Source organism: Mycobacterium parmense, assembly GCF_010730575.1.
Taxonomy (GTDB): domain Bacteria; phylum Actinomycetota; class Actinomycetes; order Mycobacteriales; family Mycobacteriaceae; genus Mycobacterium; species Mycobacterium parmense.
The window spans coordinates 1,779,623-1,804,330 of sequence record NZ_AP022614.1; the positions used below are offsets into that span (position 1 = coordinate 1,779,623).

Annotated in this window: 13 protein-coding genes and 1 pseudogene; 4 read left to right on the forward strand and 10 right to left on the reverse strand. The window is 73.5% G+C overall.

Going from position 1 to position 24,708, the window contains the following annotated elements:
* Positions 1-82: 82 nt before the first annotated feature.
* Both G6N48_RS08135 and G6N48_RS08140 read left to right on the forward strand, forming a co-directional pair.
* Positions 83-1,189: an enolase C-terminal domain-like protein gene (locus tag G6N48_RS08135; protein ID WP_085271622.1), complete on the forward strand. Its 1,107-nt coding sequence runs from the start codon at positions 83-85 to the stop codon at positions 1,187-1,189.
* A gap of 42 nt (positions 1,190-1,231) precedes the next feature.
* Positions 1,232-3,022, forward strand: a complete 1,791-nt coding sequence (locus G6N48_RS08140; protein WP_085271623.1) for an ABC-F family ATP-binding cassette domain-containing protein — start codon at positions 1,232-1,234, stop codon at positions 3,020-3,022.
* A 282-nt stretch (positions 3,023-3,304) separates the two neighbouring features.
* On the opposite strand, the gene G6N48_RS08145 is transcribed toward G6N48_RS08140, so the two are convergent.
* Complete coding sequence (locus tag G6N48_RS08145; RefSeq protein WP_085271624.1) at positions 3,305-4,372, reverse strand: type III polyketide synthase; 1,068 nt, start codon at positions 4,370-4,372, stop codon at positions 3,305-3,307.
* Positions 4,373-4,957: 585 nt separating this feature from the next.
* On the opposite strand from G6N48_RS08145, the gene G6N48_RS27825 reads away from it, so the two are divergent.
* Both G6N48_RS27825 and G6N48_RS28630 read left to right on the forward strand, forming a co-directional pair.
* The gene (locus G6N48_RS27825) at positions 4,958-7,630 is read left to right on the forward strand and encodes a PE family protein (RefSeq protein WP_179969859.1); all 2,673 of its coding nucleotides are present in this window, start codon (positions 4,958-4,960) and stop codon (positions 7,628-7,630) included.
* A gap of 498 nt (positions 7,631-8,128) precedes the next feature.
* The gene (locus G6N48_RS28630) at positions 8,129-10,243 is read left to right on the forward strand and encodes a hypothetical protein (protein WP_163670807.1); all 2,115 of its coding nucleotides are present in this window, start codon (positions 8,129-8,131) and stop codon (positions 10,241-10,243) included.
* 190 nt (positions 10,244-10,433) lie between these two features.
* Here G6N48_RS28630 and argH read toward each other — a convergent pair whose 3' ends face one another.
* The 9 genes and pseudogenes from argH to G6N48_RS08200 all read right to left on the reverse strand — a co-directional run bounded on the left by argH (position 10,434) and on the right by G6N48_RS08200 (position 24,476).
* Positions 10,434-11,849 (reverse strand): argininosuccinate lyase, encoded by a 1,416-nt coding sequence (gene argH / locus G6N48_RS08160; protein WP_085271626.1) that lies wholly within the window; start codon positions 11,847-11,849, stop codon positions 10,434-10,436.
* Positions 11,846-13,066, reverse strand: coding sequence for an argininosuccinate synthase (locus G6N48_RS08165; RefSeq protein ID WP_085271627.1), 1,221 nt, complete (start codon positions 13,064-13,066; stop codon positions 11,846-11,848). The genes argH and G6N48_RS08165 overlap by 4 nt, the downstream gene beginning before the upstream one ends.
* Positions 13,067-13,082: 16 nt before the next feature.
* A complete protein-coding gene (locus G6N48_RS08170; RefSeq protein WP_085271628.1) occupies positions 13,083-13,577 on the reverse strand; it encodes an arginine repressor in 495 nt (164 codons plus the stop codon).
* Entirely contained in the window at positions 13,574-14,500 is a 927-nt protein-coding gene (argF, locus tag G6N48_RS08175; protein ID WP_085271629.1) for an ornithine carbamoyltransferase, read from the reverse strand. The genes G6N48_RS08170 and argF overlap by 4 nt, the downstream gene beginning before the upstream one ends.
* A complete protein-coding gene (locus tag G6N48_RS08180) occupies positions 14,497-15,687 on the reverse strand; it encodes an acetylornithine transaminase (protein WP_085271630.1) in 1,191 nt (396 codons plus the stop codon). The genes argF and G6N48_RS08180 overlap by 4 nt, the downstream gene beginning before the upstream one ends.
* Complete coding sequence (argB, locus tag G6N48_RS08185; protein WP_085271631.1) at positions 15,684-16,571, reverse strand: acetylglutamate kinase; 888 nt, start codon at positions 16,569-16,571, stop codon at positions 15,684-15,686. Before argB ends, G6N48_RS08180 begins: the two co-directional genes overlap by 4 nt.
* Positions 16,568-17,785, reverse strand: coding sequence for a bifunctional glutamate N-acetyltransferase/amino-acid acetyltransferase ArgJ (argJ, locus tag G6N48_RS08190; protein ID WP_085271632.1), 1,218 nt, complete (start codon positions 17,783-17,785; stop codon positions 16,568-16,570). Before argJ ends, argB begins: the two co-directional genes overlap by 4 nt.
* Positions 17,782-18,841: pseudogene (argC, locus tag G6N48_RS08195) on the reverse strand (N-acetyl-gamma-glutamyl-phosphate reductase). Before argC ends, argJ begins: the two are co-directional and overlap by 4 nt.
* A 121-nt stretch (positions 18,842-18,962) precedes the next feature.
* On the reverse strand, positions 18,963-24,476 hold the full coding sequence (locus tag G6N48_RS08200) for a PE family protein (protein ID WP_163670744.1): 5,514 nt from the start codon (positions 24,474-24,476) through the stop codon (positions 18,963-18,965).
* Between the last annotated feature and the right edge of the window lie 232 nt (positions 24,477-24,708).

Below are 24,708 nucleotides of genomic sequence, written 5' to 3' on the forward strand. Positions count from 1 at the left end.
TGAGCACCGGGGCAAGTGCCGGCGCGCTGACCGGCGGGCCCGGGGCGCTGGCCGCCCCGCGCGCGACCCGGCGGCGGGCGCGATGAACCTCGACGCCCCCATCGACGACGTCACCGCGCAGGTCTACCAGATCCCCACGGACGCACCCGAAGCCGACGGTACGCTGGCGTGGTCGTCGACCACCCTGGTGCTCGCCGAGGTCACGGCCGCCGGCCGGCGCGGGCTCGGCTACACCTACGCCGACGGCGCGTGCAGCCGGCTGATCGCGGGCCCGCTGGCCGCCGCCGCGACCGGGCGCAGCGCGCTCGACATCACCGGCACATGGCAGGCGATGGTCGTCGCGATGCGCAACAACGGCCGCCCCGGCCTGGTGGCGTGCGCGATTTCGGCGATCGACACCGCGCTGTGGGACCTCAAGGGCAAGCTGCTGGACCTCCCGGTGTGCCGACTGCTCGGCGTGGCCCACGCCGAGGTTCCCATCTACGGCAGCGGCGGCTTCACCACCTACGACGACCCGACCGCCCGCGCACAGCTCGAACGCTGGGTCGGCGACTGGCAGATACCGCGCGTCAAGATCAAGATCGGCGAGTCATGGGGTTCGGAGGTTCGTCGCGATCTGGGGCGAATTGCGTTCGCACGCAGGGTAATTGGTCCGAACACCGAACTCTACGTCGACGCCAACGGTGGCTATCGCCGCAAGCAGGCGATCCGGGTCGCCCGCGCCATGGCCGATTTGGACGTCAGCTGGTTCGAAGAACCCGTCTCCTCCGACGACCTCACCGGGCTGCGCGAGGTGCGGGATCAGGTGACGCTCGACGTCACGGCCGGCGAGTACGGCTACGACTTGGCCTATTTCCAGCGCATGCTGGCCGCCGGGGCGGTGGATTGCCTGCAGATCGATGTCACCCGCTGTGGCGGCATCACCGACTGGCTGCGGGCCGCGGCGGTCGCGGCGGCCAACAACGTCGACGTGTCCGGACACTGCGCCCCCAACCTGCACGCCCACGTCGCCGCCGCCGTCCCGAATCTGCGGCACCTCGAATACTTCCACGACCACCATCGCATCGAGCAGATGTTCTTCGACGGCGCCCTCTGTCCCGACGGCGGTGTGCTGCGGCCCGACCGGCAGCGCCCGGGTCTGGGTCTGGAGGTCAAATTCGGCGACGCCGAGCCCTACCGGGTGGCCTGACCGAACGCGGGCGCCGGCGCGCGCTCGTTTAGGGTCGGGCCAATGGCGCACCTCATGGGGGCCGAGGCCGTGCACCTCGAATACCCGAATCAAGTGGTGTTCGAGTCCGTCACGCTCGGCGTGAACGACGGCGCGCGCATCGGCATCGTCGGGCGCAACGGCGACGGCAAGTCCAGCCTGCTGGGCCTGCTGACCGGCCAATTGCAGCCCGACTCGGGCCGCGTCACCCGCCGCAGCGGGCTTCGCGTCGGCGCGCTCAGCCAGGCGGACACGCTGGACCCCGACCACACCGTCGGCTGGACGCTGGTCGGCGACCGGGCCGAACACGAGTGGGCATCCGACGCGCGGGTCCGCGACATGGTGGGGGGCCTGGTCAACGACATCGACTGGGAGGCAACGATTGCCACGCTTAGCGGCGGCCAGCGGCGGCGGGTGCAGCTGGCCCGGCTGCTGATCGGCGACTGGGACGTGATCGCGCTCGACGAACCGACCAACCATCTCGACATCGAGGGCATCACGTGGCTGGCGGGTCACCTGAGGCAGCGTTGGGCGCGCAACGCCGGAGGCCTGCTGCTGGTCACACACGACCGCTGGTTCCTCGACGAAGTCGCCGACACCACGTGGGAGGTACACGACGGGATGGTCGAGCCCTTCGAGGGCGGGTACGCGGCCTACGTGCTGCAGCGCGTCGAACGCGACCGGTTGGCCGCCTCGGCCGAAGCCAAGCGGCAGAACCTGATGCGCAAGGAGTTGGCCTGGTTGCGCCGCGGCCCGCCGGCCCGCACCTCCAAGCCCCGGTTCCGCATCGAAGCGGCCAACCAGCTGATCGCCGACGTCCCGCCGCTGCGCAACAGCGTCGAGCTGGCGAAGCTGGCGACGGCGCGGCTGGGCAACGTCGTCATCGACCTGCTCGACGTGTCGGTCGCCTACGGGGGCCACCAGGTGCTGCGCGACGTCGAGTGGCGGATCGCGCCGGGCGAACGCACCGGCATCGTCGGGGCCAACGGCGCGGGGAAATCGACACTGCTGGGGTTGATCTCCGGCGCCGTCACACCCGACTCCGGGCGGGTCAAGCGCGGCAAGACCGTGCGGCTGGCGGTGCTCGACCAGCAGGGCGAGCGGCTCGCGGCGCGCAGCGGCGACCGCATTGCCGACGTGCTGGGCGAGCTGCGCAGCGGGTACGAGGTCGAGGGCCGGGAGGTGACCCCGACCCAGTTGCTGGAGCGGCTCGGGTTCGCCCGCGGGCAGCTGTCCGCGCGCGTGGGCGAGCTCTCCGGCGGCCAGCGCCGGCGGCTGCAGCTGATGCTCACGCTGCTGGCCGAGCCCAACGTGTTGCTGCTCGACGAGCCGACCAACGACGTGGACACCGACATGCTGACCGCCATGGAGGACCTGCTCGACTCGTGGGCGGGCACGCTGATCGTCGTCTCGCACGACCGCTACCTGCTCGAACGGATCACCGACCAGCAGTACGCGATCCTCGACGGCCGCCTGCGGCACCTGCCGGGCGGCGTCGACGAGTACCTGCGGCTGGCCGCGGACCGGCGGGCGGCCGGGCCGGCCGCCGAGCGCGCCCCGGGCCCGGCACCGTCCGACGGGGCACCGGCGATGTCGGGGGCCGAGCGTCGCGCCGCCGAGAAGGAGCTGGCCGCGATCGACCGCCGGCTGGCACGCCTGGCCGACCGGATCGCGGCCAAACACCAGGAGATCGCCGAGTTCGACCAGTCCGACCACGTCGGCATCGCCCGGCTGAGCCGCGAGTTGCGCGCGCTCGAGGACGAGGTGGCCACGACGGAGGGCCGATGGCTCGAGCTCTCGGAGACGCTCGAGTAGGCGCCCGGTCCGGCGACGCGCCGGCGCGGCCGACGGTTGCGTCGGGTCCTGCGGTAGTGCGGCGCCCGACCCGTCTACGTTGCTGTGGCCGTACCGGCGCCGGCGCCCGCGGCTCAGGTCGCCGGCCCGCGGGCCGATTGCATTCATTCCACCGCCGGCTCGGCAAACTCCCGCGCGTTCGCTTGCGCAGCGCCGACCGCTTCGGCCAAGCCGCGGCGTCAAGCGGCGGGAGCAACGGTGCCGTCGAACGCGGGCGCGCGCCGGCGGTCGCGTAGCCGGCGGTCAGTGCCAGCGCAGCAGGACCAGCTCGGAGCAGAACCCCGGACCCATCGCGAGCATCAGCCCGGGGCTGCCGCTGGGCGGCGGCTTGGCGAGGGTGTCGCGCAGGATGTGCAGCACCGAGGCGGACGAGAGATTCGCGATCTCGCCCAGCGAGCGCCACGTCAATTCCAGTGCCTCCGCAGGCAATTCGAGACTCTTGGTGATCGCTTCGATGACCTTGGGACCGCCGGGATGGCTGACCCAGGCCCCGATGTCGTCCCTCGCGAGACCGTGCTCGGCGAGGAATCCGTCGACGTCGTCGCTCAGATAGCGCTCGATGACGTCGGTGAGGTCGCGCGACAGCAGAAGCTCCAACCCGTGCGCGCCGACGTCCCATCCCATGATGTGCAGCGAATCGGGATAAAGGCGGCTGCAGGAGGCCACGATGTCGGGGCCGCCGGCATGGACCTTCTCGGCGCGCCGGTCGCCAACGGCGACCACCGCGGCCGCGCCGTCGCCGAACAGCGCGGTTCCGACCAGCCCCGACGGCGTCGGATTGGCCGCCACCGCGGGGTAAGTCAGCGAGCAGAGTTCGACGGCGATCAGGACGGCGACGTCGTCGGGCGCACCGCGCAGGTAATCGTGCAGCCGGGCCACGCCGGCCGCGCCGGCGACGCAGCCCAGGCCGTACAGCGGCACTCGCCGCACGTCCGGGCGCAGTCCGATGCGGCCGGCGATCCGGGCGTCCAGCGAGGGCACCGCGATGCCGGTGACCGTCGTGGTGGCGATCATGTCGATGTCCTGGGGCTGCAGGCCCGCCTCGTCGAGAGCGCCGAGCAGCGCTTCGCAGCCGAGGTTCACGGCGTTTTCGATGAAGATGTCGTTGGCTTGCCCGAAATCCGTCAGCTCCGGGTATTTCTCCAGCGGTATCACCAGGTGGCGGCCGTTGACCTTGGCGCTGGCGTGCAGGCGCCGAATGATGTCTTCGTGCGGCTTGAGCCCCGGGAACTCGACGAACTGGTCGGTGACCTCGCGCTGGCTGTACCGGTACGGCGGCAAAGCACCGAAAACACCTGCGATAACGCTCATGCCCTAACCCTCTTCAGGTGCAGACCAGCGAGTCATCACGTCGTCGTCTGGCGGTCTTGCTGTGAAAGTGACAGTGCTGGAATTTTAGCGGTCGCGCAACTTAGCGCAAAGTGGCTTGTATTCAACACATGTCGCATAAGGACACGCTCAGGCCTTCGAGTGCTCTCCCCGTCGATGAGCGGCGCCGAGAGTGTCGCGACCCATCCCTCCGCCCACCCAATTCGCCGCGTCACGCGTCGCCCTGATCCGAAATCGTTTCCCGCAGTGCCGTATTCAGCACATTCCGGCTAGCTGGGAGCCCGGTTCACCGGTGCGCACGAAGCGGCCTGTCGCGTTGCCTGACCGGTGGTCAGCAAATTCTCAACACGGCCGAGGCTCCGGAAATTGCAGGCAAAATCCTTTAGCGGAACACTCCTTTGCGTTGATTTGCCAAAATGCGACTTACGTTTCATTTGTGGCCCGGCGCGCCATTGTTGACCCAACAGGAAAAGACGGAAAAGAGCCGGTACATCACGGGAGCGCCATATAATATCGAGCAGTTATCCAATTACAGTCCGGCGATATCCGTAAAACGCAGGGAGTCACGTGTCTTTTGTATTTATATCGCCGGAGATGGTCGCGGCAGCGGCCTCGCAATTGGAAGGCATCGGTTCGACGCTGATGGCGGCCAATGCCGCGGCGGCCCCGTCGACCACGACGATGCTCGCCGCCGCCGAGGACGAGGTCTCGACCGCGATCGCCGAACTATTCGGCAGCCAAGCCCGGCAATTCCAGGCGATGAACGCCACTGCGGCGGCGTTTCATTCGCAATTCGTCCGGGCACTGGGCGGCGCCGGCAGCGTCTATGCCGCCACCGAAGCGGCCGGCGTCTCGCCGCTGCAGACCATTCAGCAGGACGTCCTTGCCGTCATCAACGCGCCCACCGAATTCCTGCTGGGCCGCCCGCTGATCGGGAACGGAGCGAACGGCCTGCCGGACACCGGCCAACCCGGGGGCGCCGGCGGGATCCTCTGGGGTAACGGAGGCGCGGGCGGGTCCGGTGTGCCGGGCACGGGCCTCACCGCCGCCGGGACCGGCGGGGCCGGCGGGGCGGCGGGCCTGTTCGGTCACGGCGGAGCGGGCGGGACCGGCGGAACGGGGGCGATCGGCCAGGCGGGCGGCACCGGCGGGGCCGGCGGCGCCGGCGGACTCCTGGTCGGGACGGGTGGCACCGGTGGGAGTGGCGGGGCGGGCGGCGTCGCCGGCCTCGGAGTCAACGGCGGCAACGGCGGCACGGGCGGCGTCGGGGGCACCGAGGGCCTGTTCGGGTGGGGTGGTGCGGGCGGCGCCGGCGGGAAAGGCGGGGATGCCGCGGCCGGGCTCTCCGCCGGCAACGGCGGATCGGGTGGTGCAGGCGGATTTGAAGGTGTGCTGGGCGCTGCCGGAGGGGGCGGCTCGGGCGGTGCCGGTGGCGTTGGCGCTGCCGGTTCGATCGGCGGCAACGGCGGCTCAGGCGGAGCCGGAGGCAGCGAGGGGTCCTTCGGCTTCGCCGGGGCCGGCGGGGCCGGGGGGATCGGCGGCACCGGCGAGAACGGGCTCCTGGGCTCCGGCGGTGGTGGCGGCGGCAACGGCGGCGCCGGCGGCGTCGGGGGCAACGACGGCATGATCGGCGTCGCCGGGGCCGGCGGAGTCGGCGGGTCCGGCGGCACTGGCGGGACCGGCAGCACCAGTCTGCTCACGACCGGCGCCGGCGGTAATGGCGGCGGCGGCGGCAACGGCGGTTTCGGTGGAGCCGGCGGCGCCAGCGAGTTCATCGGCCTCGGTGGCGCAGGCGGCAACGGTGGCGCGGGCGGCGTCGGCGGAGTCGGCGGAGCGGGGGCCACCGGCCTGGGGCTGGGGCTGGCCGGCGGCGCCGGCGGCAACGGCGGAGTCGGGGGCAGCGCCGGTGGCGGCGGCGCTGCCGGCGGCGGCGGTCTGCTGAACCTTGCGGGCCACGCCGGCAGCTCCGGCGGGGCGGGCACCGGCGGCAACGGCGGAGCGGGCGGTGCCGGCGACAACGGCGCGACAATCGGCGGCACCCTGAACGGCGGCAGCGGTTTGGACGGCGGTGCCGGCGGTAACGGCGGGGCAGGCGGCAACGGCGCGGCGGGGGTGGCGAACGGCAGCGGCGGCGCCGGTGGCGCCGGCGGGGCCGGTGGGAACGGCTCGGCCGGACTGCTGGGCGCGGGAGGGCTCGTCGCCGGCAACGGCGGCGACGGCGGCGATGGCGGCGGCGGCGGCATCGGTGGGGCCGCGGGCACGGGTGGCCTGACGGGCACGGGAACTGCCGGCACCGGCGGGGCGGGCGGGCTGGGCGGCAATGGCGCCTCCGGCGGGGGCGGAGTGGCGCTGGCCGGGCTGCTCAACAGTGCCGACGGCGGCACCGCCGGCAACGGCGGAACGGGTGGTGCCGGCGGCGCCGGCGGCAACAGTTTCAGCGGTCAGGTCGACGGCAGCGGCGGGGTCGGAGGCAACGGCGGCGCCGGCGGATCCGGCGGGGCCGGTGCCTCGGCATCGACGTTAGGGCTGCTGAGCACCGCCGGCGGCAACGGCGGCAACGGCGGGGCCGGCGGGGCCGCCGGGGCCGGTGGCGCCGTCGGCACCGGTGGTGTGGCAGCGGCAGCAGGGGCCGGGCCCGGCGGCGGGCGGGGGTGGTCGCCAACGGGGGCGGGCAACGGCGGTGGGCTCGGCGGCCGGGGTGAGCGGCGACGGCGGGCACACGGCGGCTGGGCGGAAACGCCGGAGGGGCCGGCGCCACCGACGGCGCCGGCGGGCACGGCGGCTCCGGCGGCACCGGCGGCAACGGCGCCAACGCCGGGTCGAGCCTGGGCCTTGGCGTCGCCGGCTCGGACGGTGGCGCCGGCGGCAACGGCGGCAACGCGGGCGCCGGGGGCGCCGCGGGCAGCATCGGCACGGGCGGGACCGTCGGCGCGTCGGGCACCGCGGGCAACGGCGGCACCGGCGGCAATGGCGGTGCCGGCGACAGCGGCGCCACCGTCGTCGGCACCCTCAACGGCGGCGCCGGCTTCGACGGCGGCGCGGGCGGCACCGGCGGGGCGGGCGGCAACGGTGCCGTCGGGGTGGCCAACGGCAACGGCGGCGCGGGCGGTACCGGCGGGGCGGGCGGAGCCGGCTCCGCCGGCCTGCTGGCCTCCTCCGGCCTGGTCAGCGGCAGCGGCGGCGACGGTGGGACCGGTGGCACCGGCGGCGCCGGCGGGGCGTCGGGCAGCGGCGGGCTGACCGACACCGGAGTCGCGGGCAGCGGCGGCGCCGGCGGCGGCGGCGGACTCGGCGGCAACGGCGGCGACGGCGCCGCCCTCACGGGCCTGCTGGGCAGCCTGAACGGCGGTAACGCCGGCGCCGGCGGCCAGGGCGGCGCCGGCGGCGCGGGCGGAGCCAGCTTCAACGGCGGCACCAACGGCACCGGTGGGGCGGGCGGTCTCGGCGGCAACGGCGGGGGCGGCAACGGCATCTCGGCGGCGCCGCTGAACCTGTCCGGCACCGCGGGCGGCACCGGCGGCAGCGGCGGCGCGGGTGGTCAGGGCGGCACGGGCGGAATCGCCGGAACCGGCGGCAACAACACCGGTAACGCGGGCACCGGTTGGGCGGCAGCGGCGGCGAACCGGCACCGGCACCTCCGGCCACGGCGGCGTCGGCGGCAACGGCGGCACCGGCGGCAACGGCGGCGCGGGCGACAACGGCGCGAACGGCACCGCGGTCATCGGCGGCCTCAACGGCGTGGACGGCTACACCGGCGGTGCGGGGGGCGCCGGCGGAGCCGGCGGCAACAGCTATGACGGCGGCGTCGGCGGCGTCGGCGGCGCGGGCGGAACCGGCGGCGCCGGGGGTTCGGGCGGTTCCGGCGCCTCGGCGCTGAGCCTCGGCCTGGCCGACACCGCCGGTGGAAATGGTGGCAACGGTGCCACCGGCGGCAGCGGCGGTGCCGGTGGGGCTGCGGGGACCATCACCACCGGCACCGGCACCGCAGGTACCGCGGGCGCCGGCGGTCTCGGTGGGGCCGGCGGCGGCGGGGGCAACGGCGCCGACGGCACCGCCGGCGTCAACACGCTGGGCAGCACGGCGGGCGGGGCCGGCGGCGCGGGCGGCAACGGCGGCACCGGCGGGGCCGGTGGTGACGCCGGCGGGCTCGGCGCAGCCAACGGAAGCGGCGGCCGCGGCGGCTCCGGCGGCACCGGCGGCAACGGCGCCAACGCCGGGTCGAGCCTGGGGCTGGGCATCGACGGCTCGGCCGGCGGCGCGGGCGGCAGCGGCGGCAACGCCGGTGCCGGCGGCGCCGCCGGGAGCGGGGGAAGCGGCGGCACCACCGGCGCGTCGGGTATCGCCGGCTCCGGCGGTTCCGGTGGCAACGGTGGCGCCGGCGACGGCGGCGCCACCGTCGGCGGCACGCTCAACGGCGGCGCCGGATTCAACGGCGGCGCGGGCGGCGCCGGCGGTGCCGGCGGCGACGGCGCCCTGGGCGTGGCCAACGGCAACGGCGGCGCCGGCGGCAGCGGCGGCGCGGGCGGGGCCGGTTCCAGCGGCCTGCTCGGTACGGGTGGCCTGCTCGGCGGTACCGGCGGCAACGGTGGGGTCGGCGGCACCGGCGGTGCCGGCGGGGCGTCGGGCAGCGGCGGACTGACCGGCACCGGGGTCGCGGGCAATGGCGGTGCCGGCGGCGGCGGCGGCGACGCGGGCAACGGCGGCAACGGCACGGCGATCGCGGGCCTGTTGGGCAGCCTCGGCGGTGGCGACGCGGGCTCCGGTGGCCAGGGCGGCACCGGCGGCGCGGGCGGGGCCAGCTTCAACGGCGGCGCCAACGGCACCGGCGGGGGCGGCGGCACCGGCGGGGACGGCGGTACCGGCGGCAGCGGCGTCTCGGCCACCACCCTCGGCCTGGCCAGCACCGCCGGCGGCACGGGCGGAGACGGCGGCGCAGGCGGCCAGGGCGGCACCGGCGGGGCGGCCGGCACCGGCGGCAGCGCCGGCAGCGGAGCGGCCGGGGCCGGTGGCCTGGGCGGCAACGGCGGGCTCGGCGGCAACGGCGCCGACGGCACTGCCGGTACCAACGTGCTGGGCAGCCAGGCCGGCGGCGCCGGCGGCGACGCCGGTACGGGCGGTGCCGGCGGCCAGGGCGGCAACGCGGGGGCCGCAGGCGCCGCCAACGGCAACGGCGGCAACGGCGGCAACGGCGGTACCGGCGGCAACGGTGCCGCCGGCGGCACCGGCATCCTGTCGGGCTCCGGAACCACCGGTGGGACCGGCGGGGCGGGCGGGACGGGCGGCGCCGGCGGCGCGGCGGGGGCCGCCGGCTCGACCGGCAATGGGACCGGGGTGGTGGGGACCGGCGGCAATGGCGGCACCGGCGGCACCGGGGGCAGCGGTAGCACCGGGGGCACCGGCAGCGTGGGAGTCCTCGACGCGGGCGACGGGCTTCCTGACTGGTGGCGGAGGGTGGGCAGGAATAGGCGGGAGGGGCGGCGGAATGGCGGTGGTGGCGGCGCTGAGCCCAGGAGGTGGCGGCGGCGGCAATGGCGGCGCGGGCACGGCCGGCGGCACCGGCGGCGGAGCGCTGCTGGGTGCCGGCGGCTCGGGCGGAACCGGTGGGGTCGGCGGAAACGGCGGCACAGGCGGCGACGCCAGCGGTGGAGGCGCCGGCGGGCACGGCGGCAACGGCGCCAACGGCGGCCCGGGCGGCGGGGGCGGCACCGGCGGTTCCAGCGGCGGCGGCGGAGCGGGCGGCACTCACGGCTCGGGCGGCACCGGCACGCCCCCCGGAAATCCCGGCACCGACGGCACCAGCGGTTCGTAAGCGCCATTCGCACGGCCCAATCCCGGCGCGCGGTCTCCTTATGAATTCAAGTGACCGCCAGAATGGCGCGGCAACTGTCGCTCATTCGCACCGGGTTAATGCGTTTATCTTGGACCGCGCCCGCTATCGATCACGCATAATTCGTCGCCGGGGTATGCAAATTCGGGCAGAGCGATACCGGCGGGGCACTGCGGTGGGACGAAGGTGAATCACGGCGCCTTTTGGCAGGTCGGGTCAGCCGCCACGCAGCCAATCCCTGAGCACCTCGCAGCGGGCCACCACCGCATCGAGCTGCTCGGCCACCCGGACCGGCGCGGTTCCACCCCTGGCATCCCGCGCGGACACCGAACCCTCGATCGTGAGCACCTCGCGCACCCGGGGCGTCAGCTCGGGGCTGATCGCCGCGAGCTCGTCGTCGGTCAGCTCGCGCAGACCGACGCCGCGCCCCTCGGCGACGCGGACCGCGGCACCGGCGGCCTCGTGCGCGGATCGAAACGGGACACCCTGTCGCACAAGCCATTCCGCGATATCGGTGGCCAGCGTGTAGCCGGCCGGGGCCAGCGACGCCATCCGGTCGACGTCGAAGGTCAGGCTGCCGACCAGGCCCGCCATCGCCGGCAGCAGCAGCTCGAGCTGGGCCACCGAGTCGAACACCGGTTCCTTGTCCTCCTGCAGATCGCGGTTGTAGGCCAGCGGCTGGGCCTTGAGCGTGGCCAGCAGCCCGGCCAGGTTGCCGATCAGCCGCCCGCTCTTGCCGCGGGCCAGCTCGGCGATGTCGGGGTTCTTCTTCTGCGGCATGATCGAGCTTCCGGTCGACCAGGAGTCGTGCAGCGTGACGTAGCCGAACTCCGTCGAGCTCCAGATGATGATGTCCTCGGCGAGCCGCGACAGGTCAACGCCGATCATCGCCAGGACGAACGCGGCCTCTGCGGCGAAGTCGCGGGCGGCCGTCGCGTCGATGGAGTTGTCGGCGGCGGCCGCGAACCCCAGGTCCGCGGCGATCGCGTCCGGGTCCAGCCCCAGCGACGAGCCGGCCAGCGCGCCCGAGCCGTACGGGGACACCGCCGCCCGCTTGTCGAAGTCGATGATGCGATCCACGTCACGCAGCAGCGGATGGGCGTGGGCGAGCAGGTGGTGCGCCAGCAGCACCGGCTGGGCCGACTGCATGTGGGTCTTGCCCGGCATGATGGCCGTCGGGTGCGCGCCGGCCTGCGCGGCCAGCGCGCCGACGACGTCCAGGGCGCCGTCGGCCACCCGACGCACCGCGTCGCGCAACCACATCCGAAACAGCGTCGCCACCTGGTCGTTGCGCGACCGGCCCGCCCGCAGCCGGCCGCCGAGCTCGGGCCCCACCCGATCGATCAGACCCCGCTCCAGCGCGGCGTGCACGTCCTCGTCGGTGACCAGGGGGGTGAAACTCCCGTCGGCGACGTCGGCGGCCAGGCTGTCCAGCCCGGCCAGCAGGCCGTCGCGCTGTTCCTCGGTGAGCAGCCCGGCGCGGAACAGGACGATGGCGTGGGCCCGCGAGGCGACGATGTCGTAGGGGGCCAGCACCCAGTCGAAGTGCGTGGACTTGCTCAGCGCGGCCAGCGCGGCGGACGGGCCGTCGGCGAAACGCCCGCCCCACAGCGATCCCTCGCGGGTGCTCACGCTTCGGCCGGGCCCGTTTCGGAAGCCCGATCCCGGCGGGACGCGATCTTCGACGACAGCCCGTGAACGTAGACGAAACCCTTGGCCGCCGACTGGTCGAAGCTGTCGCCCTCGTCGTAGGTGGCGAGGTTGAAGTCGTAGAGCGACTCCGCGCTGCGCCGCCCGTTCACCGAGATGTGCCCGCCGTGCAACACCATTCGGATCTCACCGCAGACGTGCTCCTGGGTCTTGGCGACGAAGCTCTCCAGCGCGGACTTCAGCGGCGAGAACCACAGCCCGTCGTAAACCAGCTCCCCCCACCGCTGGTCGGTGTGGCGCTTGAACCGGCCCATCTCGCGCTCCAGCGTGACGTGTTCGAGTTCGGTGTGCGCGGTGATCAGCACCATCGCGCCCGGGGCCTCGTAGATCTCGCGGCTCTTGATGCCCACCAGCCGGTCCTCGACGACGTCGAGCCGACCGACCCCCTGCGCGCCGGCGCGCCGGTTCAGCTCCTCGATGGCCTGCAGCATCGACACCGGCCTGCCGTCGATGGACACCGGCACGCCGCGCTCGAACCCGACGATCACCTCGTCGGGCGTGCTCCAGTTGAGGGTGGGGTCTTCGGTGTAGGCGTAGACGTCCTTGGTGGGGGCGTTCCAAAGGTGTTCCAGGAAACCGGTTTCCACCGCCCGGCCCCACACGTTCTGGTCGATCGAGAACGGCGAGCGTTTGGTGACGTTGATGGGAATGCCATTCTCTTCGGCGAACGCGATCGCCTTCTCCCGCGTCCACGCGTAGTCACGTACGGGCGCGAGCACCTCCAAATCGGGTGCGAGCGAGGCGAATCCGACCTCGAACCGGACCTGGTCGTTGCCCTTGCCGGTGCACCCGTGCGCGACCGTGCTGCCGCCGTGCTCGCGCGCGGCCGCCACCAGATGCTTGGCGATCAGCGGCCGGCTGATCGCGGACACCAGCGGGTAGCGGTCCATGTAGAGCGCGTTGTTCAGGATGGTCGGCAGGCAGTACTGCTCGGCGAACTCGTCGCGGGCGTCGACGACGACGGCTTCCACGGCGCCGCAGTCCAGCGCTCGCTGCCGCACGACCTCCATGTCCTCGCCGCCCTGACCGAGGTCAATCGCAACCGCCACGACCTCCCGGCCGGTCTCCTTGCCGATCCAGCTGATGGCCACCGAGGTGTCCAGACCGCCGGAATACGCCAGGATGACGCGCTCTGACATGAACCAATCTCCTTTGTTAAGTGAGGCTTTCCAGCGCGCTGGCCAGCTCCGCGCCCGTCATCGGCTCGCGGGCTGCCACGAAGACGGTGTCGTCACCGGCGATGGTGCCGACGACGTACGGTAGCGCCGCGCGGTCGATCGCGCTGGCCAGATAGTTGGCACCACCGGGCGGCGTGCGCAGCACCGCGAGGTTCGCGCTGGCGTCGGCCGACACCAGCAGCTCGCCCAGCAGCCGGGACAACCTGGCGGTGCCGCCGGACACCCCGCGCACCGGGCTGCCGTCTTCCGGGACGATGTAGACCCCGACGCCGCCGTCGGCGCCGCGCAGCTTCACCGCGCCCAGCTCCTCGAGGTCGCGCGACAGGGTGGCCTGGGTGACGTCGATGCCCTCGCCGGCCAACCGTGCCGCCAGCTCGCTCTGGCTGCTGATCGACGCCGACGACAGGATCGCCACGATGCGGTCCTGCCGGCCGGCGCGGGTGGTTTCCGCCGCGGCCTTCGAGCGCGTCATCGGGCGCGCTCCAGCAGCCAGACCAGCAGCGCCTTTTGGGCGTGCAACCGGTTCTCGGCCTCGTCCCATGCCACGCTGGCCGGCCCGTCCAGCACGCCGTCGGTGATCTCGTGCCCGCGGTGGGCCGGAAGGCAGTGCAGCACAATGGCTTCGGGATCGGCCAGGCCCAGCAACCGCTCGTTGACCTGGAACGGGCGGAACGGGCCGATGCGGTCGCGCCCGTCGTCCTCCTGACCCATCGACGTCCAGGTGTCGGTCACCAGGATGTCGGCGCCGGCCGCGGCCGCGTCGGCGTCCGCCGTCAGGCTGACCGACGCCCCGGTCTCCTCGGCGCGCCGCCGGGCCGCGGCCACGAAATCCGGGTCGGGCGCGAAGCCGTCGGGCGCGGCGACGGTGACGTGGATGCCGGCCGTCACCCCGCCCAGCATCAGCGAATGCGCCATGTTGTTGGCGCCGTCGCCGAAGTAGGACAGGCGCAACCCGGTCAGCGAGCCTTTGCGTTCGGCGACGGTCTGCAGGTCGGCGAGCACCTGGCAGGGATGGAAGTCGTCGGACAGCGCGTTGACCACGGGCACGGTCGCGGCCTCGGCCATCGCCTCGAGCCGCTCCTGGCCGAACGTGCGCCAGACGATCGCCTCGACGTAGCGCGACAACACCTGCGCGGTGTCCTGCAGGGTCTCGTCGCGTCCCAGCTGGGTGCTGTGGCTGTCGACCACCACGGCGTGCCCGCCGAGCTGCGCGATGCCCACCTCGAACGAGAACCGGGTCCGGGTGCTGTTCTTGTCGAAGATGACGGCGACACCGCGCGGCCCTTCCAGCGGGCGGCAGCACAGCGGGTCTTTCTTGAGGGTCGCCGCCAGCGCCAGCACCTCGGCCTGCTCGTCGGGCGAGAGGTCGTCGTCGCGCAGAAAGTGCCGAATCATGCTGCGGCCGCGGCGGTGTCGAGAATATCCGGCAGCGCGGCGACGAACCCGTCGAGCTGAGCCTCGGTGATGATCAGCGGCGGCGCCAGCCGGATGACGTCGGGGGCGGGCGCGTTGACGAGATATCCGGCGTCGCGCGCGGCGGCTTCGGCCTCCTTGGCCCGCGGCGCGGTCAGCACCACGCCCCACAGCAGCCCCCGTCCGCGCAGGTGGTCGACGAGGGGGTGGTCGAGGGACTCGACGCCGTGGCGCAACGACTTGCCCAGCACTTCGGCCTGCCGGACCAGGTCGTCGGCCGCCAGCGTGCGCAGCACCGCCAGCGCCGCCGCGGCGCAGATCGGGTTGCCGCCGAAGGTGCTGCCGTGCAGTCCGGGGGTGAGCAGGTCGGCGGCCGGCCCGACGGCCAGGCACGCACCGATGGGCAACCCGCCGCCGAGCCCCTTGGCCAGGGTCACGACGTCCGGGGTGATCCCGTCGTGCTGGTGGGCGAAAAACGCTCCGGTGCGGCCCATCCCGGTCTGCACCTCGTCGAGCACCAGCAGCGCGCCGTGCCGGGAGGTGATGTCCCGCGCGGCGGCCAGGTAGCCCTGGGGCGGGACGACGACGCCGCCCTCGCCCATGATGGGTTCGAGGAACACCGCGGCGGTGCCCTCGTCGACCGCGGCGGACAGAGCGTCGACGTCGCCGTAGGGCACGTGCGTGACGTAACCGGGCAGCGGCTCGAACGGCGCCCGCTTGCCGGGCTGGCCGGTCAGGGCCAGCGAACCCATGGTCCGGCCGTGGAATCCGCCTTCTGCGGCAACGATTTTCGTGCGGCCCGTGAGCCGGGACAGCTTGAACGCCATCTCGTTGGCCTCCGTCCCGGAGTTGCAGAAGAACACCCGCGCCGTTGATTCGGCCGCGAGCAGGGCGACCAGCTCCTCGGCCAGCGCGACACCCGGTTCGTTGGCATACAGGTTGGAGGTGTGTCCCAGCGTCGCCGTCTGCCGGGTGACGGCCTCGATGATCGCGGGGTGGCGGTGGCCGAGCACGTTGACCGCGATGCCGCCGAGCAGATCGAGATACGTCCTGCCGTCCACGTCGGTGACGACGGCGCCATCGCCACTGGCGAGCGCCACCGGCGGGGTGCCGTAGTTGTCCATCATCACGGCTTCCCAGCGCTGCCTCAAGGCATCCGTGTTGGTCACGCCCTCACCACCTTCGTTCCGGTGCCCGCATCGGTGAAAAGCTCGACCAGCACACAGTGTTTGACCCTTCCGTCGATGACGTGCGCGCTCGGCACTCCCCCGGTGACGGCCCGCAGGCACGCCTCCACCTTCGGAATCATGCCCGCCTCCAGCGCGGGAAGCAGTTGCGCCAACGTGGCGGTGTCGATCTCGCTGACCAGCGACTCGCGGTTGGGCCAGCTGGTGTAGAGCCCTTCGACATCGGTCAGCATCAACAGTTTTTCGGCGCCCAGCGCTTCGGCCAGCGCCGCTGCGGCGGTGTCGGCGTTGATGTTGTGCACCACCCCTTCGGCGTCCGGGGCCAGCGTCGACACCACCGGAATACGCCCTGCCGCAATCAGATCCAGGACCGCGGCGGTGTTGACCAGCTCGACGTCGCCCACCAGGCCGATGTCGGTGGCCACCCCGTCCACGGTGACGCTGCGCCGTATCGCGGTGAACAGCTGCGCGTCCTCGCCGGTGATGCCGACGGCGTAGGGCCCGTGCGCGTTGATCAGGTTGACCAGTTCGCGCCCCACCTGACCGAACAGCACCATCCGCGCCACGTCGAGCACTTCGGGTGTGGTGACACGGAATCCGCCCTTGAAGTCGCCCTCGATGCCGAGCCGGCGCAGCATCGCGGTGATCTGCGGGCCCCCACCGTGCACGACGACGGGATGGATGCCGCAGTTGCGCAGGAAGGCCATGTCGGCCGCGAAGGCGTGCCGCAGGGCGTCGTCGGTCATGGCGTTGCCGCCGTACTTGATGACGACGATCCTGCCGTGCAACTGCTTGAGCCACGGCAGGGCCTCGGCCAACACCTCGGCCTTGACCCCGGTGGGCAGCGTCTCTGTGTCGGCGGTCATGAGCTGTAGGCCGAGTTCTCTTCGACGTAGCCGTGCGACAGGTCGGTGGTCCGCACCGCCGCGCTCCCCTCACCGACGCGAAGGTCGACGGTGATGTCGATGTCGGCCGCCGACAGGTCCACCTCGCGCGCGCCCGGGGCGCCGACGCCGTCGATACACACGGCGGAACCGTTGAACGACACGGCGATTCGATCGGGATCGAGCGTCACCGGTGCCATGCCCACGGCCGCGAGGACCCGGCCCCAATTCGGGTCCGACCCGAACACCGCGGTCTTGACCAGGCTGTCGCGGGCCACCGCCCGCGCGGCGACCAGCGCGTCGTCGTCGGAGGCGGCGCCCGTGACCGTGACGGTGACGCGTTTGGTGACGCCCTCGGCGTCGGCTTGCAGCTGGGCGCACAGGTCGTCGCAGACCCGCAGCACGGCGTCGTCGAGGTCGGCCTGCGACGGGGTGATCTCGCTGGCCCCCGACGCCAGCAACAGCACGGTGTCGTTGGTCGAACAGCAGCCGTCGATGTCGAGCCGGTCGAAGGTGAGCGCGGTGGCGCGCCGCAGCGCCTTGTCGAGGGCCGCGGGTTCGGCGGCGGCGTCGGTGCTCAGGACGCACAGCATGGTGGCCAGCGACGGGGCCAGCATGCCGGCGCCTTTGGCCATCCCGCCGACGGTCCAGTCGTTCTGGTGATGCAGTGCGGCCTGTTTGGGCACGGTGTCGGTGGTCATGATGGCCCGTGCCGCGTCGTCCCCGCCGCTCAGCCCACCGGCCATGTCCTGCACGATCGCCCGCACCCCGGCGAGCACCTTGTCCATCGGCAGCCGGTCACCGATCAGCCCGGTGGAGCACACCCCGACCTCGATGGCCCCCGTCTCGGTACCCCAGTCGGACAGCGCCGCCGCGACGGCCTCCGCCGTGGCGTGTGCGTCCTGGAAACCGCCCGGCCCGGTGCAGGCGTTGGCGCCGCCGGAGTTGAGGATGACGGCGCGCAGCCGGCCCGTGGTCAGCACCTGCCGGGTCCACAGCACCGGCGCGGCCTTGACCTTGTTGCGGGTGAACACCCCGGCCGCGGCGTAGTCGGGCCCTTCGTTGAACACCAGCGCGAGGTCGCGGGCGCCGGAGGCTTTGATGCCGGCGGCGATCCCGGCAGCCCGGAACCCGGCCGGGGCGGTGACGCCCTGCTCGCGCAGCAGCCGCGCCGACGCGGCGTCCAGATCCGTCACGGCGCCACCCCGACCACCGAGAGTCCCTCCGTCTCCGGCCACCCCAGCGCCAGGTTCATCGACTGCACGGCCGCGCCGCCGGTCCCCTTGACCAGGTTGTCGATGGCGGCGATCGCCACGAACGTCTCGGCCGCCTCGTCCACCGCGACGGCGACGTGCGCCGCGTTGCTGCCGATCACCGCCCCCGTGCGCGGCAGCTGACCTTCTGGCATCAGGTAGACGAACGGCTCTGCGTCGTAGGCCTTTTCGTAGGCGGCCCGCAGCTGGGACAGCGGCGCGCGGGTGCGCGCCGTGCACGTCGCCAGGATGCCCCGGGACGCCGGTATGAGAACCGGGGTGAACGACACGGTCACGTCGCGGTCGGTGACTGCACCGAGGCCCTGGGCGATCTCGGGGGTGTGACGGTGGGCCCCGGCGATGTTGTAGGCCCGCGCGGACCCGATGACTTCCGATCCGAGCAGGTCGGTTTTGGCCGCGCGACCCGCTCCGGACGTTCCGCTGACGGCGACGACGGTGACGGCGGGCTCCACGAGGTCTTCGGCCACCGCCGGCAGCAGGGCCAGCAGGGCCGCCGTCGGGTAGCAGCCCGGGACGGCGATGCGCCGTGCGCCCCGCAGGGACTGGCGCCCGCCGGGCAGCTCCGGCAGCCCGTACGGCCAGCTGCCGGCGTGCGGGGAACCGTAGAAGCGCTCCCAGGCCGCCGCGTCGGTGAGCCGGAAGTCGGCGCCGCAGTCGACGATCACGGTCTCGGGGCCCAGCTGCTCGGCCAGGGCGGCCGAGTTGCCGTGCGGCAGAGCCAGGAACACGACGTGGTGGCCGGCCAGCACCGCCGGCTCGGTGGGCTCGACGAGGCGCTGCGCGAGCGGCGTCAGGTGGGGATGATGCTCGCCCAGCGTGCTGCCGGCGCTGGCTGCGGCGGTGAGGGAGCCGATGGTGAGGCGGCCGTCGGCAAGTGCGGGATGGCCCAGCAGCAGCCGTAGGATCTCACCGCCGGCGTAGCCGGTGGCACCGGCTACCGCCACCTTCAACTCGTCGGCCATTTCGACGATTCTGCATGGTTATGCAACAGTTTGCAAATTCATTCCGGGCGTTCGAACGCGGAGGCAGAAAAGGCCGCGGTGCTGGGCTCCGCACGGGAGCCCAGCACCGACGAGAGCGCTCGTAGGCGATGTCCGGACTAGACGGACACCCCGATGCCGAGGCTGGCGTTGATGGCGGCCTCGAGGGACAGTCCCAGGTCCCGCAGGGCCGTCACCACGGAGGTCACCAGGGTGTTGCCGGTCTGCGCGAGGCCGAAGGTGACCGCGGCCAGGCCGGACGCCAAGGTGGCACCCGCGCCGATCAGGCCCGGGAACGCGACGCCGAGGCTTCCGGAGAAGGCCCCGCTGAGCGCCGAGCCGATCTGAGCCGCTGCGTTGCCCCAGATGCTGGCCAGCGCCGCGCCGGTGCCACCGAGGCCGGCCAGGCTGCTACCCAGCGTCCCCAGCAGCAGTTCGCCGGTGTTGACCAGGCCGGCGAAGCCGCCGGTCAGGCCGCCGGTCAGGGCCGCCAGCGACGCACCCAGGCCGTTGAGGCCGGCCGCCAGGTTGACGCCCAGGTTGAGCATCAGGTTGGCGTTCAGGCCGGCCAACGCCGCACCCAGGTCGGCGCCCAGGGTGGCGCCGAGGTTGAGCAGCCCGTTGAGCCCGCCGCCGAGATCGGCCGCGATCGTGGCGCCGAGGTTGCCCAACCCGTTCAGTCCGGCTCCCAGCTCGGCGGCCAGCGTGGCGCCCAGGCCCGTCAGGTTGCCCAGCCCGGTCAGGCCGGCCCCAAGGCTGGCCTGCAGGGCCGCACCGAGCGTGCCGCCCAGCCCGCCCAGCGCGGCGCCGAGGTTGCCCGCCAGGTTCAGGCCGCCGTTGAGCAGGCCGGTCAGGCCGGCGCCGAGGTCGGCGGCCAGGGTGTTGCCCAGGTTGACCAGGCCGCCCAGGCCGCCGGTGAGGCCGGCCTGAATCGCCGCGCCCAGCGGGCCCAGGCCCGCCAGCGAACCGGACAGCCCCAGAGCGAGCGCGGCGCTCAGCGACCCGCCGAGGCCGTTCAGCGCCCCGGCAATGTCGGCGCCCAGGCCACCGCCAAGGCTCAGCAGGCCGTTCAGACCCGCACCCAGGTCGCCCGCCAGCGTCGCTCCGGTGTTGATCAGCCCGTTGAGCCCGGCACCCAGGCTGGCCGCAATGTCGGCCGGCAACCCGAGCAGCCCACTCAGCCCGGCCAGGTTGCCGCTCAGCGCCAGGTTCAGCGCCGCACTCAGCGACCCACCCAGACCCGACAGCGCCGCACCGAAGCTGCCCGCCAGGTTCAACCCACCATTGAGCAGACCGCTCAAACCGGTCCCCAGGTCGGCGGCCAGCGTGTTGCCCAGGTTGACCAGGCCGGACAGGCCACCGGTCAGCCCCGCCTGCAGCGCCGCCGCCAGCGGAGCCAGGCCCGCCAGCGAGCCGCTCAGCGCGAGGTTCAGCGCCCCGCTCAGGCTGGCACCCAGCGGACCCAGCGCCCCGGCCAGGTCCCCGGCGATCGCGGCACCGGTGTTCACCAGCACGCCCAGGCCGTTGGCCAGGTTGGCCGCCAGGCCGGCACCCACGTTCTCCAGGCCGGTGAAGCCCGCTTCCAGGCTGCCGGCCAGCGCGGCGGGCAGGCCACCCAGGCCCGCCAGCCCGCTCAGGCCGGCCGCCAGGCTGCCGGTGATGGTCGCGCCCAGCGTCGCACCGAGGCCACTCAGACCACCGGCCAGGCTGCCCGCCAGGTTCAGACCGCCGTTGAGCAGGCTGCTCAAGCCGGTACCCAGGTCCGCGGCCAGCGTGCCACCAAGGTTCACCAGGCCCGACAGCCCACCGGTCAGACCCGCCGCGATGGCCGCCCCCAGCGGGCCCAGCCCCGCCAGCGAACCGGACAGCCCCAGCGACAGGGCCGCACTCAGGTTGGCGCCCAACCCGTTCAGCGCCCCGGCGATGTCCAGACCCAACGGCCCGGCAAGACCCAGCAGGCCGTTCAGACCCGCACCCAGGTCGCCCGCCAGCGTCGCTCCGGTGTTGATCAGCCCGTTGAGCCCGGCGCCCAGGCTGGCCGCAATGTCGGCCGGCAACCCGAGCAATCCGCTCAGCCCGGCCAGGTTGCCGCTCAGCGCCAGGTTCAGCGCCGCACTCAGCGACCCACCCAGACCCGACAGCGCCGCACCGAAGCTGCCCGCCAGGTTCAACCCACCATTGAGCAGACCGCTCAAACCGGTCCCCAGGTCGGCGGCCAGCGTCGCGCCCAGGTTGACCAGGCCGCTCAGGCCGCCGGTGAGGCCGGCCTGAATCGCCGCGCCCAGCGGGCCCAGGCCCGCCAGCGAACCGGACAGCCCCAGCGACAGGGCCGCACTCAGGTTGGCGCCCAACCCGTTCAGCGCCCCGGCGATGTCCAGACCCAACGGCCCGGCAAGACCCAGCAGGCCGTTCAGACCCGCACCCAAGTCGCCCGCCAGCGTCGCTCCGGTGTTGATCAGCCCGTTGAGCCCGGCGCCCAGGCTGGCCGCAATGTCGGCCGGCAACCCGAGCAGCCCGCTCAGCCCGGCCAGGTTGCCGCTCAGCGCCAGGTTCAGCGCCGCACTCAGCGACCCACCCAGACCCGACAGCGCCGCACCGAAGCTGCCCGCCAGGTTCAACCCACCATTGAGCAGACCGCTCAAACCGGTCCCCAGGTCGGCGGCCAGCGTGTTGCCCAGGTTGACCAGGCCGGACAGGCCACCGGTCAGCCCCGCCTGCAGCGCGGCCGCCAGCGGAGCCAGGCCCGCCAGCGAGCCACCGAGCCCGAGGCTCAGGGCCGCGCTCAGGCTGGCACCCAGCGGGCCCAGCGCCGCGGCCAGGTCAGCCGCCAAGCCGGCGCCCGTGCCCAGCAGCACGCCCAGGCCGGAGCCGAGGTTGCCGGCCAGCGCCGCGCCGACGTTTTCGAGGCCATTCAGGCCCGCGCCCAGGGTGGCGGCGATCGAAGCCGGCAGACCGCCCAGGCCCGCCAGCCCGCTCAGGCCGGCCGCCAGGCTGCCGGTGATGGTCGCGCCCAGCGTCGCACCGAGGCCACTCAGACCACCGGCCAGGCTGCCCGCCAGGTTCAGACCGCCGTTGAGCAGGCTGCTCAAGCCGGTACCCAGGTCCGCGGCCAGCGTGCCACCAAGGTTCACCAGGCCCGACAGCCCACCGGTCAGACCCGCCGCGATGGCCGCCCCCAGCGGGCCCAGACCCGCCAGCGAACCACTCAGCATGGCCGACAGACCCAGGCCCAGCGACCCACTCAGACCGTTCAACGCCCCGGCGATATCGGCGCCCAACGCGCCACCGAGGTTCAGCAGCCCGTTCAGCCCGCCACCCAACGCCGTCGCCAGGTTCACCCCCGTGCCCAGCAGGTCGTTCAAACCGGCGTTGAGCGCACCCGCGAACTCCGCACCCAGCGGCCCCAGGGCCGCCAACCCGCTCAGACCCGCGGTCAGGCTGCCCGCCAGCGACGCGGACAACGCGCCGCCCAGGCCCGACAGCGCCGCGGCCAGGTTGCCGCCGAGCGCCAGGCCGCCGTTGAGCAGCCCCGTCAGACCATTGGCGAAGTCGGCCGCCAGCGTGCCACCGAGGTTCACCAGGCCCGAAAGCCCACCGGTCAGACCTGCCGCGATGGCCGCCCCCAGCGGGCCCAGGCCCGCCAGCGAACCGGACAGCCCCAGCGACAGGGCCACGCCCAGGTTGGCGCCCAACCCGTTCAGCGCCGCGGCGATGTCCAGACCCAACGGCCCGGCAAGGCTCAGCAGGCCGTTCAGACCAGCACCCAGGTCGCCCGCCAGCGTCGCACCGGTGTTGATCAGCCCGTTGAGCCCGGCGCCCAGGCTGGCCGCGATGTCGGCCGGCAACCCGAGCAGCCCGCTCAGCCCGGCCAGGTTGCCGCTCAGCGCCAGGTTCAGCGCCGCACTCAGCGACCCACCCAGACCCGACAGCGCCGCACCGAAGCTGCCCGCCAGGTTCAACCCACCATTGAGCAGACCGCTCAAACCGGTCCCCAGGTCGGCGGCCAGCGTCGCGCCCAGGTTCGCCAGGCCGGACAGGCCACCGGTCAGCCCCGCCTGCAGCGCGGCCGCCAGCGGAGCCAGGCCCGCCAGCGAACCACCAAGCCCGAGGCTCAGGGCCGCGCTCAGGCTGGCACCCAGCGGACCCAGCGCCCCGGCCAGGTCGCCGGCGATCGCGGCACCGGTGTTCACCAGCACGCCCAGCCCGTTGGCCAGGTTGCCGGCCAGCGCCGCGCCGACGCCGCCGAGGCCGTTCAGGCCGGCGGCCAGGCTGGCCGCCAGCTCGGCCGGCAGACCGCCCAGGCCCGCCAGCCCGCTCAGGCCGGCCGCCAGGCTGCCGGTGATGGTCGCGCCCAGCGTCGCCCCGAGGCCACTCAGACCACCGGCCAGGCTGCCCGCCAGGTTCAGACCGCCGTTGAGCAGGCTGCTCAAGCCGGTACCCAGGTCCGCGGCCAGCGTGCCGCCAAGGTTCACCAGACCCGAAAGCCCACCGGTCAGACCCGCCGCGATCGCCGCGCCCAGCGGACCCAGACCCGCCAGCGAACCGGACAGCCCCAGCGACAACGCCAGACCGAGGTTGGCGCCCAGGGGCCCCAGCGCCCCGGCGAGGTCGGCGGCCAGCGTGCCGCCAAGATTGGCCAGGCCGTTCAGCCCGCCGGCCAGGTCGGCCGCCAGCATCGCGCCGGTGCCGAGCAGCCCGTTCAGGCCAGCGCCCAGCGTGGCGGCCAGCGAGGCCGGCAGTCCGAGCAGGCCGCTCAGGCCCGCGAGGTTGCCACTGAGCGCCAGGTTCAGCGCGGCGCTCAGCGAGCCACCGAGGCCGGACAGGGCCGCGCCGAAGCCGCCGGTCAGCGCCAGACCACCGTTGATCAGGCCGGACAGGCCGCCGCCCAGGTCGGCGAGGAGGGTGGATCCGAGGTTGGCCAGGCCCGACAGGCCGCCGGTCAGGCCGGCTGCCAGGGACGCCCCCAGCGGACCCAGGCCCGCGAGGCTGGCCGAGATGGCCGCGTTGAGCCCGCCGTTGAGGAACGCGGAGATCGCGCCGCCGGCCTGTGCGCTCAACTGCGCGCCGAGCGCCGACATTGCCGCGCCGCTGGCCTCCAGCGACGTCCCGAGGCTGGCGATGGCATTGCCTGTCTGCACCAGCGCGCCGCCGACGTTGGTCAGCAACGTGCCACCGGCCTGCAGGGCGAGGCCCTCCAACTCGGCCCCGATCGGCCCCAGCGCGGCGTTGAGCCCCAGACCCAGCCCGCCCGACAGGTTGACCCCCAGCGCGCTCGTGGCCTGCGCGGCAGCGGCGACCCCGTGGCCGGCGCCCACCATCAGCGAGCCACCGCCGCTGAGCATCGCCGCGGCGTTGGCGACCTCGGCCTCCAGGTAAGCGGTGGCGCCCCCACTCAGCGTGCTGACGAACGCGCTGTGAAAGGCCTGCACCTCGGCGTTCAGGGCCTGGTATTCCTGCCCGAAGTTCCCGAAGAGGGCCGCGATCGCGGTCGACACCTCATCCTGCGCCGCTGGCATCAGGCCAGTCGTAGGGGCCGCGATGGCCTGGGTGACCTCGTCCAGCGCCGAGCGGATTCCCGCCAAATCTTGGGCTGCCGCCTGTACTGCATCCGGCAACGCGGTCAAAAAGGACATGTTCATCTCCCCACGACAAATGAACGGCATATGCGCGTCGGTGAGCGTAATTCACCAAGGCAGACTGAGATTAATCAGATACCCCCTCCGCAGAATAGAAAACGGCCGTTTTCATGGCCCACGGCGTGGGCAGTCTCACAATCCCGGCGCTGCTCAGCCCGCCCCCGCAGGTCGGCGCCGCGGCTACCGCCTCGATGATCCTGCACCGCAGGCGAATCCGCGACCCGTCGGC

What these genes read in the sequence shown, in the direction of transcription:
- G6N48_RS08135 (WP_085271622.1), top strand. Translation starts at nt 83, where the DNA reads ATGAACCTCGACGCCCCCATCGACGACGTCACCGCGCAGGTCTACCAG.
- G6N48_RS08140 (WP_085271623.1), top strand. Translation starts at nt 1,232, where the DNA reads ATGGCGCACCTCATGGGGGCCGAGGCCGTGCACCTCGAATACCCGAAT.
- G6N48_RS08145 (WP_085271624.1), bottom strand. Translation starts at nt 4,372, where the DNA reads ATGAGCGTTATCGCAGGTGTTTTCGGTGCTTTGCCGCCGTACCGGTAC.
- G6N48_RS08165 (WP_085271627.1), bottom strand. Translation starts at nt 13,066, where the DNA reads ATGTCAGAGCGCGTCATCCTGGCGTATTCCGGCGGTCTGGACACCTCG.
- G6N48_RS08170 (WP_085271628.1), bottom strand. Translation starts at nt 13,577, where the DNA reads ATGACGCGCTCGAAGGCCGCGGCGGAAACCACCCGCGCCGGCCGGCAG.
- argF (WP_085271629.1), bottom strand. Translation starts at nt 14,500, where the DNA reads ATGATTCGGCACTTTCTGCGCGACGACGACCTCTCGCCCGACGAGCAG.
- argB (WP_085271631.1), bottom strand. Translation starts at nt 16,571, where the DNA reads ATGACCGCCGACACAGAGACGCTGCCCACCGGGGTCAAGGCCGAGGTG.
- G6N48_RS08200 (WP_163670744.1), bottom strand. Translation starts at nt 24,476, where the DNA reads ATGTCCTTTTTGACCGCGTTGCCGGATGCAGTACAGGCGGCAGCCCAA.